We start from the raw sequence: 12,926 nt of genomic DNA on the forward strand, positions 1-12,926 counted from the left end.
GGGTTTTCCACAGATGCGGCAGGCCCCCTTGTCCCGACCGATCGTTCGGTTACTCTAACCCTGACTGGTGGTTCCTGCCCAGGTCTCCGCCAGGTCATGGGCTCGAAGCAGAGTTCTCACGACGAGGAGTTGGTCCCGCATGGCCGCCGCCGAACTGACCACGCACGATCTGATCGCCCAGCACCGGCCCACCCTCGACCAGGCCCTGGAAGCGATCCGCACACGCGCGTACTGGTCCCCCCACCCCGAACACCCGAAGGCGTACGGGGAGAACGGCAGCCTGGACGCGGCGGCCGGCAAGGCCGCCTTCGACGCCGTTCTGAACACCCGCCTCGACCTCGGCCAGCCCGGCACGGACGACTGGGTCGGCGGCGAGGTCTCGCCGTACGGCGTGCCCCTCGGCGTGACGTACCCGCACGCGGACATCGACACGCTGCTGCCCGCCATGACGGCCGGACAGCGGGCCTGGCGGGACGCGGGCGCGGAGATCCGCGCGGTGGTCTGCCTGGAGATCCTCAAGCGGATCAGCGACCGCACGCACGAGTTCGCGCACGCGGTCATGCACACCTCCGGCCAGGCGTTCATGATGGCGTTCCAGGCCGGCGGCCCGCACGCGCAGGACCGCGGCCTGGAGGCGGTGGCGTACGCGTACGTGGAGCAGGTCCGCACCCCCGACACGGCGGAGTGGACCAAGCCCCAGGGCAAGCGCGACCCGCTCGCCCTCACCAAGAGCTTCACGGCCGTTCCGCGCGGGATCTCCCTGCTCGTCGGCTGCAACACCTTCCCGACGTGGAACGGCTACCCGGGCCTGTTCGCCTCCCTGGCCACCGGCAACGCGGTCCTGGTCAAGCCCCACCCGCGCGCGGTGCTGCCGCTCGCGCTGACCGTGCAGGTCGCGCGCGAGGTGCTGGCCGCGGCCGGCTTCGACCCGAACCTGGTGGCGCTGGCCGCCGAGCGCCCCGACGAGGGCATCGCCAAGACCCTGGCGACCCGCCCCGAGATCCGGATCGTCGACTACACCGGTTCGACCGCCTTCGGCGACTGGCTGGAGGCCAACGCCCGCCAGGCGCAGGTCTACACCGAGAAGGCCGGCGTCAACACGGTGATCGTCGAGTCCACCCCGGACTACAAGGGGATGCTCGCCAACCTGGCGTTCTCGCTGTCCCTCTACAGCGGCCAGATGTGCACCACCCCGCAGAACCTGCTGATCCCCCGCGACGGCATCCGCACCGACGACGGCCCGAAGAGCTACGACGAGGTGGTCGCCGACCTCGCCCGCGCGGTGGACGGCCTGCTCGGTGACGACGCGCGTGCGAACGCCCTGCTCGGCGCGATCGTCAACCCGGACGTCAAGGCCCGGCTGGAGGCCGCGGCGGGCCTCGGCGAGGTCGCCCTCGCCTCCCGCGAGGTGGCCAACCCCGAGTTCCCGGAGGCGGTCGTGCGCACACCGGTGATCGTGAAGCTCGACGGGGCCCGCAAGTACTGGGAGGGGGACGGCGACGAGGCCGCCTACATGAGCGAGTGCTTCGGCCCGGTCTCCTTCGCCGTCGCCGTCGACTCGCCGGCCGACGCCCTCGCCCTGCTGCGGCGCACGGTCCGCGAGAAGGGCGCGATGACGGTCGGCGCGTACACGACCGACGAGGAGGTCGAGCGGGCCATCGAGGAGGTCTGCCTGGAGGAGGCCGCCCAGCTGTCCCTCAACCTCACCGGCGGGGTGTACGTCAACCAGACGGCCGCCTTCTCCGACTTCCACGGCTCCGGCGGCAACCCGGCGGCCAACGCGGCCCTCACCGACGGCGCGTTCGTCGCCAACCGCTTCCGGGTGGTCGAGGTGCGCCGCGAGGCGTAGCCACTACGCGGGTGCGCCCCCGGTCGCGCTCCAGTGGTACAGCGTCATGGCCACACTGGTCGCGAGGTTGTAGCTGGAGACCTGGGGGCGCATCGGCAGGGACAGCAGCTGGTCGGCCCGCGCGCGCAGGTCCGCGGAGAGCCCGCTGCGTTCCGAGCCGAAGGCGAGCAGGGCGTCGTCCGGGAGCTTCACGCCCCGGATGTCGTCGCCCTCCGGGTCGAGGGCGAACACCGGCCCGGGCGGCAGCTCGTCGACGGCCAGCCGCTCCACGGCGGTCGCGAAGTGCAGCCCCGCCCCGGCGCGCACGACGGTCGGGTGCCAGGGGTCGAGGGTGCCGGTGGTGACCACCCCGGTCGCCCCGAAACCGGCCGCCAGCCGGATCACCGCGCCCGCGTTGCCGAGGTTGCGCGGGTTGTCCAGGACCACGACCGGCGCGGTGCGCGGGACGCGGGCCAGCCGCTCCAGGTGCGCCGCGCGGGCGGGACGTACCGCGAGGGCGGCGACCGCGGTGGGGTGCGGGCGCGGCACCAGGGACACGTAGACCGCCTCCGGGACCTCCGTGAGCAGTGCGTCCAGCCGGGGGCGTACGTCGGGGGCCAGCTCGTCGGCGAGGGCGAGGGCCGCCCGCCGGTCGGCGGTGACCGCCACCGGGATCTCGGCGCCGAAGCGCACGGCGTGCTTGAGGGCGTGGAAGCCGTCGAGCAGCACGGCGGCACCCACCAGACGGCGCCACCGGCCGAGCGGATCGGGATCGGCGGCCGGCCCGGTGGGCGCGGGGTCGGTCGTCATGCCTCGAAGCCTACGTGGGTGGGGTGGGGGTTCTCCGGGGCGCGCGGCTCCGGTACGGCGGCGGCCCGGCCCTCCTTCGCGAACAGCAGCACACGCGCGCGTGCCGCCCATCCGCCCAGCCGCTTCAGGAACGACGTCGGCAGGAACACCGCGTCCGTCGCGATCATCGCGAGGGAGAAGAACGGCAGCCCGAGGATCAGGGCGATCGCCGCGTGCTCCAGCATCATCACCGCCAGCAGGACGTTCTTCACCCGCCGGTTGAACAGCGTGAACGGGAAGGCGACCTGCACGATCACGGTCCCGTAGGTCACGAGCATCACCATCGTGCCGCTGCTGGTCAGCAGGTCACCGAGGGCCGGCCAGGGCGAGAAGTAGTCCAGTTGCAGGGGGTAGTAGACGGCGGTGCCGTCCTGCCAGCGCGAGCCCTGGACCTTGTACCAGCCGGCCGTCGCGTAGATGAGGCAGGCCTCGGCCATGATCACGACCAGGGCGCCGTTGTGCAGGATGTTGCCGATCACGTCCAGCAGGATCCGCGGCTCCGCCGAGCGCGCGCGGCGCCCGACGACCCACCACAGGCCGAGCACGGCCCACACCGCCCACAGCAGCGCGGGCACGGTCCAGGCGCTGTGGAAGCCGCCCGTCGCGGTCAGCGCGGCCAGCGCGGCCCCCAGGACGCCCCACAGGGCGGGCCCCACGCGGTCGGTGACCCGCTCCCCACGCGCGCGTGCCTCCACCGCGCGGCGCTCCCGCCGGGCGTCCAGCGACCACACCCGCCCGCAGCGCGTGAACACGAGGTAGATCGCCATCAGGTGCATGACGTTGTCGCCGCCGTCGCCCATGAAGACGCTGCGGTTCTGGAGCGACAGCATGCCGACCATGAACAGCACCGACATGGTGCGGGTGCGCCAGCCCACCAGCAGCGCCGCGCTCGACAGCAGCGCGAGCGCGTACACGGCCTCGAACCAGACCCGGCCGTCCGACCACAGCAGCAGCGAGAACGCCCCGTTCGTGTCGATCAGCTGCCGGGCCAGCTCCCAGCCCCACGGGCTGTCGGGGCCGTACAGCTCGCTGCGGTGGGTGACCTCGCGCAGCAGGAACAGCAGCCAGGTCGCGCTGAAGCCGATGCGGATCATGGCGCTCTGGTAGGGGCCGAGCGCCGACTCGGTGACACGGGCGATGGCGGCCGACACCGCCAGGGTGAACCGGTTCACTTCACGTCTCCCTCGGCCTCGCCGGGCAGCACCGGCCACCAGGGCAGCACGCGGTGCACGGGCTGCGTCGACACCTTCTCGGTGCTCCAGTCCGGCGGCTCCACGCTGGTGGTGCTGGAGCGGACCTGGACCCGCTCGACGACACCGTCCGCGCCGGTCGCGCCGCCGCGCTCCAGCCGCAGCACCACGATCCGGCGCAGATAGGTCTCGGAGAGCGTGCCGCGCAGACCGACCGGCCGGTTGTCGGAGCCATGACTGGCGGTGAAGAAGTCCCAGGCGCGGCGCAGCTCGTTCTGCTGGGTGTGGCTCGGCACCAGGTTGCCGTCGATGTCCCGGCCGTCCTGCGCGGACAGGTCGTACCAGCCGGTGGTGCGCGAGCTGCCGTCCGGGGTGCGGATCTGGGCGCGGACCTGGACGGCGATGTTCTGCTGGAGCGGGTTGGGAGCGAACAGCTTCCAGTTCTGTTCGAACTCCGGGTAGATCCAGTCGTCGATCGCCTTGCCGTGTGTCTTGGTGACCGTGTTCGACGGCGCGACGTGCAGGAACACCATCCCCAGGTGGACACAGACGGCGATCGCGACGACGGCGAGGGCCAGGGCGGCGCCGACCTGGTAGCGGGGGGAGAGCGCGGCCACGCCGGTGCGGGGTTCGGGGGAGACGGGGAGCACGAGGGGGAAGGCGGGCCGGCGGTCCGCCTCGGGCGCGTCCGGCGCCTGCGCGTCCCGTGCCTGCGCGTCCCGTGCCGCCTCCGGCCCCCGTGGGGCGTCCGAGCCCGAGTCGTACGCGTCCATTCCGCCCCGTTCCCCGATTCCGGTCGTCTTCCGCTGCGTCGCGCGTTCGTTCCGGCCGCGTCGCGCAATCGCGAACGGTACCCACCCTCACCCGTTCGGCGCAGCCTCCCCCGTGGTGCCCGTCCGTACCGGGGCCGTGAGGTTGTCCACAGCGGTTGACACCATACGACGGCCGTCCCGCCGGGGAGCCGTCAGGACCGAACGATCGGTCGGGAGTGGCGCGGGCGGGAGCGGGCGGAGCCGGACCGTTCCCTTCTTCTAGAACCTGTTCTATCTTGACGACCCGTCAGATCAGCTGACCCGTCGGAAGGACAGGCCGTGGACTTCACCTTCAGCGAGGAGCAGCAGGCGGCGGCCGAGGCGGCGCGCGGGGTGCTCGCCGGGGTCGCGCCCGACGGCGTGCCCAGCCCCGCGCTCACCCAGGGCCGCCCCGTCGCCGACGACCTCGACCGGACGCTGTGGGCCAGGCTCGCCGACGCGGACCTGCTGAGCCTGCTCCTCGACGAGGAGTACGGCGGGGCCGGCCTGGACGCCGTCGCGCTCTGCCTGGTGCTGCGCGAGGCGGGCAGGGTACTGGCGCGGGTCCCGCTGCTGGAGAGCAGCGCCGCCGCTGCCGCCGTACAGGCCCACGGCGGACCGGAGCTGAGGTCCGCGCTGCTCGCACGCGCCGGGCGGGGCGAGGTCGTGCTGACCGTCGCCGCCCACGGCCGCACCGGGCACGACGCGGCCGAACTCGCCGTGACCGCCCGGCGGGACGGCGACGACTGGGTGCTGGACGGGGTGCAGACGGCGGTGCCGTGGGCGTACGAGGCCGACTTCCTCGTCGTACCGGCACGCACCGGCGACGACCGGAGCGTCCTCGCCGTGGTGGCCCGCGGACACGCGGGGACCACGACGGCCGAGCAGATCTGCACCACCGGCGAGCGGCTGGGCGAGCTGCGGCTGGAGTCGGCGCGGATCGCCGCCCGGGACGTGATCACCGCCGACGGCGCCTGGGAGTGGCTGCGGGCGCTGCTCACCACGGGCACGTGCGCGCTGGCGCTGGGCCTGGGCGAGCGCGTACTGGACATGACCAGCGAGTACACCGGGAAGCGGGAGCAGTTCGGGCACCCGATCGCCAGTTTCCAGGCGGTCGCCGTCCAGGCCGCCGACCGCTATGTCGACCTGCGGGCCATGGAGGTCACCCTGTGGCAGGCCGCCTGGCGGATCGCCTCCGGGGCGCCGGGCGCGCTGCCCGTCTCCGGAGACGTCGCCGTGGCCAAGATCTGGGCCTCCGAGGGCGTACGGCGGGTCGTGCAGACCGCACAGCATCTGCACGGCGGCTTCGGCGCCGACGTCGACTATCCGCTGCACCGGTACCACGCCTGGGCCAAGCACCTGGAGCTGTCGCTCGGGCCGGCCGCGGCGCACGAGGAGGCACTGGGCGACCTGCTGGCCGCTCATCCGCTCGGCTGACCCCAAAGCTACGGGTCCACGGGCCTCGGGCCTCGGCGGCTTCTTGATGACAGGGCTACAGGACGGCGCCGGGCTGTCCGTCGTTCCGCACGACCGGACGGCCCACCGCCTGCCAGACCTGCATACCGCCGTCGACGTTCACCGCGTCGATGCCCTGCTGGACCAGATACATCGTGACCTGGGCCGAGCGCCCGCCGGAACGGCAGATGACGTGGACCCGCCCGTCCTGCGGGGCGGCCTCCGTCAGCTCGCCGTAGCGGGCGACGAACTCGCTGATGGGGATGTGCAGGGCCCCCTCGGCGTGGCCCGCCTGCCACTCGTCGTCCTCGCGCACGTCCAGCAGGAAGTCGTCGTCCTTGAGGTCGCCGACCTCGACCGTGGGCACACCAGCTCCGAAACTCATACCCCCGACGCTACCCGACCGGGCCGGACGGACAGCGGAGACCGGGACACCGGTGCCACTGCGGTGCCGGGTACCGGGGTACCGCGGTACCGGCCGATCACCCGACGAGCTGGGCCAGCTCCCCTTCCTTCTCGGCGACCTCGGCCAGAAGCTTCTCGGCGATCTCGTTCAGCAGGTGGTCCGGGTCGTCCGGGGCCATCCGCAGCATGGAGCCGATGGCGCTCTGCTCCAGATCGCGGGCGATCATCGTGAGCAGTTCCTTGCGCTCGGCGAGCCACTCGAGGCGGGCGTACAGCTCCTCGCTGGGCGTCGGGCGCCGCTCGGCGGGAGCCGGGCCGGCCGCCCACTCCTGCGCCAGCTCCCGCAGCAGGGCTTCGTCGCCGCGGGCGTAGGCGGCGTTGACGCGGGTGATGAACTCCTCGCGGCGCGTCCGCTCGTCGTCCTCCTGCGCCAGGTCGGGGTGGGCCTTGCGGGCCAGCTCGCGGTAGAGCTTGCGGACCTCCTCGCTGGGCCGCACCCGCTCCGGGGGCCGGACCGACTGGTCCGTGAGCATCGCCGCGGCCTCGGGAAACAGGCCGTTCCCGTCCATCCAGCCGTGGAACAGCTCCTCGACCCCGGGCATCGGCATCACCCGGCCCCGCGCCTCCTCCGCCTTGCGCAGATCCTCCGGGTCACCGGTGCGGGCGGCCCGGGCCTCGGCTATCTGCGCGTCCAGCTCATCGAGCCGGGCATACATCGGACCGAGTTTCTGATGGTGGAGCCGCGAGAAGTTCTCGACCTCGACGCGGAAGGTCTCCACCGCGATCTCGAACTCGATCAACGCCTGCTCGGCGGCCCGCACGGCCTGCTCCAGCCGCTCCTCGGGCCGCGACTGCTCAGCTTCGGGGGTCGTCACCCGACCAGCGTAGGCCACGGCCCGGCGGGCCGGCTCCGCCGATCACCCACGTCAGCCGTCCAGGGTGGTTCCGTCGGGCCTGCGCCCGAAGGCGGCCTCGAGTACGGCGGGGAGGTCCGCCTCGGGCACCACGGCGCGCACCTCCACCAGGACGCGGGAGAACTCGTCGTCGTCGATGACCCCCAGATACTCCTGGCGCAACGGGTGAATGACCTCGACCAGCTCGGGCCGCAGCCGCATCCAGGCGCGGGACGTACGGATCTCCTCGTCGACCTGGTCCATGAACCAGCGCATGACCGCGTACGGGACGTCCACGTGCGGCGCGTGAGGGTTGAAGGACACCGTCGGCTCCCGCGCCGGGTCCTCGTCGGGGACGATCGCGGTCATGAGGTTCCGTTGGCCGCCGACGAGGTCCAGTTCCAGGTACCAGGCGTCATCGGGCACGGAGTACATCGTGGTGATGGCGTAGTCACCGTCGGGGTGCGGGAAGGGCATGCCCGCATGCTGTCACCCGGCGCTCCGCCGGCCGAAGGCATTTTCTCGGCCGCCGGCCTCGCTCATCCCCGCACCCTGCCGACAGTCAGCGCTCGTCCCCGCGCCGCCGGACGGTCCACGCTCATCCCCGCGCCTGCGGACAGTCCGCCGGTACCCACTCCGCCTCCAGGTCCTGGCAGACCACGACGAGGGTGCCCGGACGGCAGGCTATTTCGTGGGTGCAGCCCCGGGGGTGCGGCAGGATCTCGTCGAGGACGACGTCACCGAGGTCGTCGAGGGCGCAGACGTCGAGGACATCGGCCTGGAAACGGGCGACGCCGCGGTACCGGACGATCAGGTCCGCGTCGTGCTTCCAGCAGCTGTGGCCGAAGCGGATCTCGATGTCGTCGCCCCCGGCGCGGCGGACCTCGCCCGGTCTGAGGTCCTTCACACACCGCTTGCCGGAGAACGCGTAGTGGCCGGGATCGGTGGCGAAGGCGCGGGCCCCCGGTGGCAGCCGCTCCGCCAGCGCGGGCAGCCGTTCCAGGTAGGGCCCGGGGTCCAGGACCCCGGTCACATCCCCCACCACCGCGTCGAGATCGACGTACCTCACTGGGTGTCCACCTCCCTCACACCCCCGTGTCCGCCGCGATCCGCCCCGCCCGTACCGCCTTCACCAGGTCCGCGTGGTCCGCCTCCGTGCGGTCGGCGTAGGCCACCGCGAACGTGGCGATCGCCTCGTCGAGTTCGTCGTTCTTGCCGCAGTAACCGGAGATCAGACGCGGGTCGGCACTGTGGGAGTGGGCCCGGGCCAGGAGCGCACCGGTCATCCGGCCGTAGTCGTCGACCTGGTCGGGGGCGAGCGCGGCCGGGTCTACGCTGCCCTTGCGGTTGCGGAACTGGCGTACCTGGAAGGGGAGTCCGGCGACCGTCGTCCAGCCCAGCAGGATGTCGCTGACCACCTGCATCCGCTTCTGGCCCAGCACCACCCGGCGCCCCTCGTGGCCGGCCTCCGGCGCCTCGAAGCCGGCCGTCGCCAGATGCGGGACCAGGGCCGACGCGCGGGCCTCCTTCACCTGGAGCACCAGCGATTCGCCCCGGTGGTCCAGCAGCAGCACGACGTAGGAGCGCGTCCCCACGCTGCCTGTGCCGACGATACGGAAGGCGACGTCGTGCACCGCGTGGCGGGCCAGCAGGGGGTGGCGGTCCTCGGAGAGCGTGGCCAGGTACTCCTCCAGGGACCCGGCCACGGCCGCCGCCTCCTCGTCGGACACCCGGCGCAGCACCGGCGGCGCGTCGACGAAGCGACGGCCACCGCCCTCGGTCAGCTCCGTCGACTTCGCCGCGAACCGCCCGCTCGTGTTGGCCCGCGCCTTCTCCGAGACCCGCTGCAAAGTGCCCACCAGGTCATGGGCGTCGGTGTGGGAGACCAGTTCCTCGTCGGCGATCGCGTTCCACGCGTCGAGGACCGGGAGCTTGGCCAGCAGCCGCATCGTGCGCCGGTAGGAACCGGCCGCGCCGAGAGCCGCCTTGCGACACGTGTCCTCGTCGGCGCCGGCCACCCGGCCCGCGAGCACCAGCGACGCGGCGAGCCGCTTGAGGTCCCACTCCCAGGGCCCTTCGACGGTCTCGTCGAAGTCGTTCAGATCGATGACCAGGCCGCCACGGGCATCGCCGTACAGGCCGAAGTTGGCCGCGTGCGCGTCACCACAGATCTGGGCGCGGACCCGGGTCATGGGGGTGCGGGCCAGGTCGTACGCCATCAGGCCCGCCGCGCCGCGCAGGAACGCGAACGGCGTGGCCGCCATCCGGCCCACCCTTATCGGCGCCAGCTCAGGGAGCCGGCCACGGCTGGACTCCTCGACCGCCGCCACCGCGTCCGGACGGGCGGAGTCCAGGTCGAGTTCGGCGTGCGACGACCTCGGCACGCCCTCGCGCAGGGCCTTGCCCTCCTCCTTGGGTGACCCCGCCAGGGGCCACTCCGCGAACCCGCTCACCTTGGGAAGCCTGCGCGCCCCACGCGTCTCTTCCACGCCGAACCCGGTCACGGCGACCGCCTCCCCCGCACATGTACGTCGATCAAGTCGAGCAGACCGTACCCCCCGACGACCGAAACACGTCAGTCCCTGTGGACATCTCCCGATCTGTGGACAACTCCACCCCCCTATCGGCTCACGGCGCGACCCGCCACGCACGGGACGAGGGCCGTTTCACGTGAAACAAGCCCCGCCAGGGCAGGCCCTCAAGCCCCCGGTATCTCCATCAAAGTGATGACACTGGAGAACACGCACAGATCGTTCTGCACCAGCGACACCACCGCCCGCGTCGTACTGCGGTCGGGTGAGTCCAGCAGGCCCGCGTGGATCCAGCAGGGCACGTCGAGTTCGCAGTAGCGGGTGAAGAGGGTGTCCATGCCGACAGCCACGACGGGCCGGGGGTGGGCCACGGCCTGTGCGGCCTGGCGAGCGGCCTCCAGCAGGAGCATGCCCGGCACATGGTCCACCGGGTGGTCGAAGAGGACCGGGTGCCCCAGGTCGACCCGCAGCCGGCTGCGCCCCGGCACGTCGGAGGCGGCGAGGACGACATCGGCGGAGTTCTCACGCCCCACGCGCGCGGGCTCCACCGGCGGGGCCGGGGGGAGCGCGCGGGAGGTGGCCCGGGCCAGGTCGGCGTAGGACCCACGGACGCGCTCGTAGAGGGCCGGAGCCTGGTTGGCGAAACGGGTGCGGGCGGTGCCGACGCGTATGCCGTCCCGCAGGATGTCGACCTGGAGGTTCATCGAGGCCAGCCGGCCGGCCCGGCGTACGACGTCCTGGCAGGCGACGTGCAGCTCGATCTCGGTGTCGCCCTCGCCGACCGCCAGCGCGGCGGGCGTGAGGGCATAGTTCAGACTGCTCCATGACTGGCGGTGGCCGAACGGCGCGCCATAGCCGGCGTGGCTGAGCAGGGGCACCGTCTGCCGGACCGTTTCAGCAAGCAGGAGAGGGTCGTGCAGGCCATGACGGGAGGTGTAGAAACCGTGGCTCCGCGGCCAGTCGGCCCTGATCCGGTAGGTGTCGGCCCCCATGGCCCGCGCCTCCGCGAGGAGGACCTCCGACACATCCACCTTGTGCACGTATTCGCCCGTGACCGGAATACCGGCCGTGACGTCCGGCGTGAGCTGAGCGGTACTGGACACGCGAACCTTCCCCCCTAGGTGACCAACCCCGGCCGCACACGGAGGCCGAGGACACACCAAACATAAAGAGCGCTCGGTTCTGCATGACCATGGTCCGGCAAAGAGATAGCCAATACACTGCCAAGGCGGCGCCGTCGGGATTCCACCGGGCGCGCGCATGACCTCACATTTCTCAAGGACATCCGGGAAGACTCTGGACACAACACCCATACCCGGAGAATATAGCGATCGTTCTGTTTTTGGAGGCGCAATGAGACAGCTGAAGCAGCAACGGGCCGTGGAAACCCGCGAGGCGATCCTGCATGCCGCGGCGGCCGTCTTCGACGAACTGGGCTACGCCGGGGCGAGCATCAACCGCATCCTGGAGCGCTCCGGCACCACCGCCGGCGCCCTCTACTTCCACTTCGGCTCCAAGGAGAGCCTGGCCCGCGCCGTCATGCAGGCCCAGTCCGACACGATCGTCCCGCTGCTGACCTCCGAAGGGCTCCAGCGGCTGGTCGACATCACCATGATCTGGTCGCACCAGCTCCAGACCAGCACCCTGCTGCGGGCCGGCGTACGCCTGACCACGGAACAGAGCGCGTTCGGCATGGAGGACGCCGCGAAGCCGTACGAGGAGTGGGCGACCATCATGGAGGAGTGCCTGGTCGCGGCCGAGGAACGGGGCGAGCTCCAGGCCGGGGTGGACCCGAAGGAACTGGCCGAACTCGTCGTCGAGACCTGTACCGGCATGCAGCTCTTCGCCTCCGCCGCCACCGGCCGCGCGGACCTTCCGCAACGCGCCGTACGCATGTGGAAGCTGCTGCTCCCCGGCATCGCCGTCCCCGCGATCGCGATCAGGATCGCGATCGATCCCGAGCGCGGGCGAGCGGCCGTCTATGGCACCCTTCCGGAAGCAAGTTCGACTGCTTGACCGGCCCCCGCGCGTCGGCCGCGCACTCCGGCGGCCCGGCGACCAGCGGAACCGGCGGAGCCGACGACTGCCGGAACCGGCGGAGCCGACGACTGCCGGAAGCGGAGGAGTCGACGACTCCTGCAAAAACCGGCGGCGTCGACGACGGCCGCCGACGACTGCCGCCTACGCCTGCCCAGGGCAACGACGCACGGGCAACGCCGAGCGCACCGACGGGTGCGCACGGCCGTTCGGGAGGCCCGTACGTCAAGCACCGCTCTCGGGAGGGAACATGGGGGAATTCACCAAGCTGCGGCTCGCCGCGCTCAACATCGACGGGGTGCTGCTGAACGACACGTTCAGCCCGGTCATCCACCGCTTCGTCGTCAGCAGGGGCGGCGAGTACACCGCCGAAACGGAACGCGCCGTCTTCTCGCAGCCCCAGCACATCGCGGGACAGCGCATGGCCGAGGCGGTCGGCGGCGGTCTCACCGGCGAGGAGGCCCTGGCCGCCTACTTCGAGGAACGCGACCGCCATGTCGCGCACCACCCCGTCGTGGTGACCGACGGCGCGGTCGAACTGCTGCGGCTCCTGCGCCGGCTCGGCCTCCACACGGTCTGCTACGGCGGACTGCCGAAGGACCACTTCGACCGCTTCCTCGGGGCCCACGCCGATCTCTTCGACGGCCCCGGATATGTCTGCACCAACGACATCCGGCCCGGCCTCCACGAGATCACCACGGAGGTCTTCGGCCTGAAGCACGACGAGGCCGTCTTCGTCGACGACGTGGCCCGCGTCGCCGAGGCCGCGCGCGCCCTGGGCACCCCGTTCATCGGCCTGCCCAGCTCCTTCGAACACGGGTTCCAGCGCCAGCTGATGCGGGAGGCCGGGGTGCGCCACCTCGTGGAGCGCCTCGACCAGATCGACGAGGAGTTGCTGCGGCGCGTCGACGCGCTTGCCGCGGCCGGCACGACGTGGGAGGAGTGAC

13 protein-coding genes are annotated in these 12,926 nt (G+C 72.0%); 4 read left to right on the forward strand and 9 right to left on the reverse strand.

The genetic code is table 11. The annotated features are described in order from the left end of the window. Window positions 1-139: 139 nt before the first annotated feature. On the forward strand, window positions 140-1,849 hold the full coding sequence (paaN, locus tag ACZ6D7_RS15005; RefSeq protein ID WP_469489860.1) for a phenylacetic acid degradation protein PaaN: 1,710 nt from the start codon (window positions 140-142) through the stop codon (window positions 1,847-1,849). A 3-nt stretch (window positions 1,850-1,852) separates the two neighbouring features. Here paaN and ACZ6D7_RS15010 read toward each other — a convergent pair whose 3' ends face one another. The 3 genes from ACZ6D7_RS15010 to ACZ6D7_RS15020 are packed head-to-tail and all read right to left on the reverse strand — an operon-like array spanning window position 1,853 to window position 4,640. Beyond that, window positions 1,853-2,638 carry a TrmH family RNA methyltransferase gene (locus ACZ6D7_RS15010; RefSeq protein WP_469489863.1) on the reverse strand — a complete coding sequence of 262 codons (786 nt, stop codon included), beginning with the start codon at window positions 2,636-2,638 and terminating at the stop codon, window positions 1,853-1,855. Continuing rightward, window positions 2,635-3,849: an HTTM domain-containing protein gene (locus ACZ6D7_RS15015; protein ID WP_469489866.1), complete on the reverse strand. Its 1,215-nt coding sequence runs from the start codon at window positions 3,847-3,849 to the stop codon at window positions 2,635-2,637. The genes ACZ6D7_RS15010 and ACZ6D7_RS15015 overlap by 4 nt, the downstream gene beginning before the upstream one ends. After that, window positions 3,846-4,640, reverse strand: coding sequence for a DUF5819 family protein (locus tag ACZ6D7_RS15020; protein ID WP_469489870.1), 795 nt, complete (start codon window positions 4,638-4,640; stop codon window positions 3,846-3,848). The genes ACZ6D7_RS15015 and ACZ6D7_RS15020 overlap by 4 nt, the downstream gene beginning before the upstream one ends. A 318-nt stretch (window positions 4,641-4,958) precedes the next feature. Between ACZ6D7_RS15020 and ACZ6D7_RS15025 the strand changes: the two genes are divergently transcribed. After that, window positions 4,959-6,095: an acyl-CoA dehydrogenase family protein gene (locus ACZ6D7_RS15025; protein ID WP_469489875.1), complete on the forward strand. Its 1,137-nt coding sequence runs from the start codon at window positions 4,959-4,961 to the stop codon at window positions 6,093-6,095. Between the two features lie 55 nt (window positions 6,096-6,150). Here ACZ6D7_RS15025 and ACZ6D7_RS15030 read toward each other — a convergent pair whose 3' ends face one another. From ACZ6D7_RS15030 to ACZ6D7_RS15055, 6 genes are all read right to left on the reverse strand, one after another. Further along, on the reverse strand, window positions 6,151-6,480 hold the full coding sequence (locus ACZ6D7_RS15030) for a rhodanese-like domain-containing protein (protein ID WP_469490758.1): 330 nt from the start codon (window positions 6,478-6,480) through the stop codon (window positions 6,151-6,153). Between the two features lie 115 nt (window positions 6,481-6,595). Then, the gene (locus ACZ6D7_RS15035) at window positions 6,596-7,393 is read right to left on the reverse strand and encodes a J domain-containing protein (protein ID WP_469489878.1); all 798 of its coding nucleotides are present in this window, start codon (window positions 7,391-7,393) and stop codon (window positions 6,596-6,598) included. Window positions 7,394-7,444: 51 nt separating this feature from the next. After that, complete coding sequence (locus ACZ6D7_RS15040; RefSeq protein WP_469489881.1) at window positions 7,445-7,888, reverse strand: hypothetical protein; 444 nt, start codon at window positions 7,886-7,888, stop codon at window positions 7,445-7,447. A 121-nt stretch (window positions 7,889-8,009) separates the two neighbouring features. Next, on the reverse strand, window positions 8,010-8,480 hold the full coding sequence (locus tag ACZ6D7_RS15045) for a hypothetical protein (RefSeq protein ID WP_469489885.1): 471 nt from the start codon (window positions 8,478-8,480) through the stop codon (window positions 8,010-8,012). A gap of 16 nt (window positions 8,481-8,496) precedes the next feature. Then, complete coding sequence (locus tag ACZ6D7_RS15050; protein WP_469489888.1) at window positions 8,497-9,915, reverse strand: DUF2252 domain-containing protein; 1,419 nt, start codon at window positions 9,913-9,915, stop codon at window positions 8,497-8,499. 194 nt (window positions 9,916-10,109) lie between these two features. Beyond that, complete coding sequence (locus ACZ6D7_RS15055) at window positions 10,110-11,045, reverse strand: ScbA/BarX family gamma-butyrolactone biosynthesis protein (protein ID WP_469489891.1); 936 nt, start codon at window positions 11,043-11,045, stop codon at window positions 10,110-10,112. A gap of 250 nt (window positions 11,046-11,295) precedes the next feature. Between ACZ6D7_RS15055 and ACZ6D7_RS15060 the strand changes: the two genes are divergently transcribed. Continuing rightward, window positions 11,296-11,958 carry a ScbR family autoregulator-binding transcription factor gene (locus ACZ6D7_RS15060; protein ID WP_469489895.1) on the forward strand — a complete coding sequence of 221 codons (663 nt, stop codon included), beginning with the start codon at window positions 11,296-11,298 and terminating at the stop codon, window positions 11,956-11,958. 271 nt (window positions 11,959-12,229) lie between these two features. Next, a complete protein-coding gene (locus tag ACZ6D7_RS15065; RefSeq protein ID WP_469489900.1) occupies window positions 12,230-12,925 on the forward strand; it encodes an HAD family phosphatase in 696 nt (231 codons plus the stop codon). Window position 12,926 lies beyond the last annotated feature (1 nt).

It is taken from the genome of Streptomyces sp. NPDC041784 (genome assembly GCF_055591025.1).

Bases quoted from the DNA above. Each gene is read 5' to 3' on its own strand.
- ACZ6D7_RS15060 (WP_469489895.1), top strand. From the start codon at position 11,296: ATGAGACAGCTGAAGCAGCAACGGGCCGTGGAAACCCGCGAGGCGATC.
- ACZ6D7_RS15040 (WP_469489881.1), bottom strand. From the start codon at position 7,888: ATGCCCTTCCCGCACCCCGACGGTGACTACGCCATCACCACGATGTAC.
- ACZ6D7_RS15020 (WP_469489870.1), bottom strand. From the start codon at position 4,640: ATGGACGCGTACGACTCGGGCTCGGACGCCCCACGGGGGCCGGAGGCG.
- paaN (WP_469489860.1), top strand. From the start codon at position 140: ATGGCCGCCGCCGAACTGACCACGCACGATCTGATCGCCCAGCACCGG.
- ACZ6D7_RS15010 (WP_469489863.1), bottom strand. From the start codon at position 2,638: ATGACGACCGACCCCGCGCCCACCGGGCCGGCCGCCGATCCCGATCCG.
- ACZ6D7_RS15065 (WP_469489900.1), top strand. From the start codon at position 12,230: ATGGGGGAATTCACCAAGCTGCGGCTCGCCGCGCTCAACATCGACGGG.